Annotated in this window: 5 protein-coding genes; 1 reads left to right on the top strand and 4 read right to left on the bottom strand. The window is 46.8% G+C overall.

What is annotated here, in order from left to right:
- Positions 1 to 1,147 (top strand): DUF4116 domain-containing protein (locus KDK18_RS02520; RefSeq protein WP_257252964.1); only part of this gene is annotated, 1,147 nt, incomplete at its 5' end.
- Between the two features lie 274 nt (positions 1,148 to 1,421).
- Here KDK18_RS02520 and acpS read toward each other — a convergent pair.
- The 4 genes from acpS to KDK18_RS02500 form a co-directional block, all read right to left on the bottom strand.
- Positions 1,422 to 1,796 (bottom strand): holo-ACP synthase, encoded by a 375-nt coding sequence (acpS, locus tag KDK18_RS02515; protein WP_257252962.1) that lies wholly within the window; start codon positions 1,794 to 1,796, stop codon positions 1,422 to 1,424.
- Positions 1,793 to 2,539: a pyridoxine 5'-phosphate synthase gene (gene pdxJ, locus KDK18_RS02510; protein WP_257252961.1), complete on the bottom strand. Its 747-nt coding sequence runs from the start codon at positions 2,537 to 2,539 to the stop codon at positions 1,793 to 1,795. The genes acpS and pdxJ overlap by 4 nt, the downstream gene beginning before the upstream one ends.
- Positions 2,536 to 3,249, bottom strand: a complete 714-nt coding sequence (recO, locus tag KDK18_RS02505) for a DNA repair protein RecO (RefSeq protein ID WP_257252959.1) — start codon at positions 3,247 to 3,249, stop codon at positions 2,536 to 2,538. Before recO ends, pdxJ begins: the two co-directional genes overlap by 4 nt.
- Positions 3,249 to 3,507: KH domain-containing protein (locus tag KDK18_RS02500; RefSeq protein WP_257252958.1), on the bottom strand; the 259-nt coding region annotated here is incomplete at its 5' end. The genes KDK18_RS02500 and recO, both read right to left, overlap by 1 nt.

Raw genomic sequence — 3,507 nt, 5'->3', positions numbered from 1 at the left:
GGGAGGCAAGGGCCGTACACTCCGCCTCGACATCTCTGATAATTTTTCCCAAGACAATAAAAACGAAGATTTGCAGGGTAAACTTAAGCGATTCTGGTTTTTGGTCCAGACACTCCGCTGTGCATCAATTGATAGAAATTCACGGCCAATGGCGATAAGTTTCAATCAAAGTGCAGGGAAAATGACCATAGAATACACTCAAGTTGATTCAACATCAGAATCACAAGAGGCCTTTGTAAAATTGGTGACCATTCTGTCAGGACTGGCCTCCATGGATGTTTCACTCAACAAATTTAATCGCAGTAAAAATACCAACAAGTGGCATTTTGAAACCCTGGTTAAAAAGTCCCAAAACGGACTGGACGAACCTATCAATAACTGGATATTCAAACATTGTCTGGTATTAGATGCCATTACAACACGGTTTATGCCGCAAGAATTTCATTATGATTATACGTTCTTAGATTATCTGGATGGCAAATACAAACTCTTCTTTGAAATGGCCGAAAAAGCTTACTACCAGCTTATGAGAGCTAGAATTCCTGATAGAGATGCGGAACTTCGGCAGATCCTTACCGCTATGACCAAACACCTTCAACCGAATGTTGCTGCAAGAATAACCAATGAACTGCTTGCTCACATGGCCATTGAGACCGGCTTCCTGGAGGTTTTTATTCCAATCTTGCGTGAAGAATTTGACTTAGATCACGACAGGGAAAGGGTGCTTTTTCTGGTTCAGCAAAATCCAAGGATATTCAGTTATATCGCTGACAGATTTAATGATGATAAAGAAATAGTTAAATCTGCCGTAGAACAGCAAGGAAATTTATTAAGTTATGCCAGCAATCGTCTCAAAAATGACCTTGATGTGGTTCTGTCAGCCATCAGAAACTACTCTCCCGCTCTTTCTCTTGCTGGGCCGATGGTAAAAAACGATGAAGCCCTGTTAAAGAGACTCATTGAGGAAAATCCTTACGCTCACTACTTTGTTAGCCTTGCCACTGAGTCCCTTAAAAATGACAAGGACTTTGTCCTGCCATTGCTCTCACGAGACGCCTTCATCTATGAATTCCTCAGCGACAGACTGAAGTCTGATCCGGATATTCAAGCTGCAATCCGGAACCAGGACGATGGATTCAGGAAATAGGCCAATATCATGCGGGGTGCCCTGCCTGATTAGAGACCGCATACAAGAGTCTGGTTGAAGTGCGCATTTAACAAGTCAGGAATACGCTGGAAAGACCAGGCGGCATCAATTATGCCGTCATGATCTGGAGTTTAATCACAGCTCGGGAAACCATGTTTTTGACCGTAAGCATGATTTTATCACTTCGGCCAGTGACTTTATGGAGGTCATTCATATCGAGATGTCGGTCTACGGCGTCAAGACAGATTTTGTTGTGAAGAAAAACAAATAAGGGCTAGCTTTCGAGAACGACAAAAGCAAGAGCATGTTCGGTTTCATCAGAGAGGCTCAGATGAATCGCTTTGATCCCCCTCTCTTTTTGAAGTTCAAGCGCATGCCCCAAAAAACGCATATGAGGCGCTCCCTGCTCATCACTGAATGTCTCAAGATGCCGAAAAGAAACCTTGCCTATCCCGGTCCCCAGAGCCTTGGAAGCAGCTTCCTTGGCGGCAAAGCGTTTGGCCAGCCAGGCTGCCTGCTGAGGCTGAGACCTAAAGGTTTTCAGCTCAGAATCCGTAAGAATACGGCGAGCAAAGGCTTCTGCCCGCAGCTCAAGGATTTTCTTAAATCGTGCGATACGGGCGATATCCGTGCCTATACCTGCAATCATTTATGAAGAGAAGCTCTCAGCATTAAGGTCTTCATGTCTTTTACGGCCGTTTTCAAACCGGTAAAGAATGCGCGACCAATAATAGAATGACCAATATTCAACTCATTAATGCCATTGATAGCAGCCACAGGCTCCACGTTCTGATAGTTCAGACCGTGCCCGGCATTCACTATCAACCCTTTAGACAGGGCAAAATCAGTGCCCTCTTTTAGCCTTTCCAGCTCTGCCTGCATAACTTCAGGTGTTTCTGCCTCAGCGTATGCACCAGTATGCAATTCAATAACCGGAGCACCCGCTTGAGCAGAAGCTTCAATCTGATTGAGATCCGGATCAATGAAAAGTGAAACTTCTATACCAGCGTTAGCCATTCGAGAGCAGGCTGAAGATATGGAAGACATCTGCCCAACAATATCCAACCCACCTTCTGTGGTCAGTTCTTCACGCTTTTCGGGCACCAGACACACCGCGTGAGGCAAAACCTCTTCAGCAATGGCCAACATCTCTTCCGTAGCAGCCATTTCCAGATTCATACGCGTCTGAAGCACATTTCGAATCAGCCTCACATCCCGGTCCTGGATGTGACGACGATCTTCGCGCAAATGCAGAGTAATGCCATCAGCTCCCGCCTGCTCAGCCTCTATGACGGCCTGAACCGGATCAGGATAGGTGCCTCCCCGGGCCTGACGGATGGTTGCTATATGATCAATGTTCACACCCAGCAGGATGCGGTTGTGCGGAATCATGAGACAAACTTCTCTCTGGTAAGGAAAAATTCCCGACTTTTCAGCGGCTTCTCTCCCACCAGGGGAGCCAGTGCCAAACGGGTTAATCGTTTAAAACCCGGAAAATGCTGAACGTTGTCAAAACGTCTCTCTGCCAGAGACACTAGCAGCTCTCCGGAAAAATAACGGGGCCGATCTTTTTCCCTGATCGTTAGAACAGGTAAAAAACCTACTCCGGTTTTGAATTCGTAGAGCAGATCAGGTTGTATATCTGCCCCTGATGCAGCATCAGAAGTCAACGACGGGGCATAGCCGGTCATTTCCAGCAACTCAATCTCAAACACTCTCAACAAGGGTTGCAGCGGAGCGCCCGTAGTGAGTTGCTCCAATACAACGCTATACAACTCAAATAGCCCATCCAGAGGCTGGCCTGGGAGCAATGAACGCATCAAGAGCTCATTCATATAAAAACCACAGTAGAGCGACTGTCCCTTCAGATGAAGGGCATCAGCAGTTTCAAAGCTGCTGAGGGTTTTCAATTCTGATCGCCCCCGCCAGCTGACGAAGAGCCGTGTAAAAGGCTGAACAGCCCGGGAGCGGGATTTTGTCTGGCGAACACCCCTGATAACCATTGCGATACGGCCATGATCTTTCACCAGAAACTCAGCAATAACAGAACGTTCTTTATAGGGCCTGCTGTGAAGCATCCAGGCTGCGCTCAGTTCATTCATCAATCAAAGTCGTAGCCCAGACTTTTTAGGGCCCTGTCATCGTCAGACCAGCCTCCCTTGACCTTAACCCAGAGATTCAACATAACCTTGCTGTCGAACATTTTTTCCATATCAATTCGGGCTTCCTGACCAATCTGGCGAAGTCTGGAACCCTTGTCACCAATGACAATTGACTTTTGGCTGGAACGTTCGACCAGAATCAGGCCACTGATGACCAGCAACGGGCCTTTTGGACGCATCTCCTGTTTGAACTCTTCG

It is taken from the genome of Endozoicomonas sp. SESOKO3 (genome assembly GCF_024606255.1).
Note: the sequence above shows the minus strand (reverse complement) of the source record. Positions and strands in the feature narration are given on the sequence as shown.

Excerpts from the sequence above, each read along its gene's own strand:
- pdxJ (WP_257252961.1), bottom strand. The coding sequence starts at position 2,539 with ATGATTCCGCACAACCGCATCCTGCTGGGTGTGAACATTGATCATATA.
- recO (WP_257252959.1), bottom strand. The coding sequence starts at position 3,249 with ATGAATGAACTGAGCGCAGCCTGGATGCTTCACAGCAGGCCCTATAAA.
- acpS (WP_257252962.1), bottom strand. The coding sequence starts at position 1,796 with ATGATTGCAGGTATAGGCACGGATATCGCCCGTATCGCACGATTTAAG.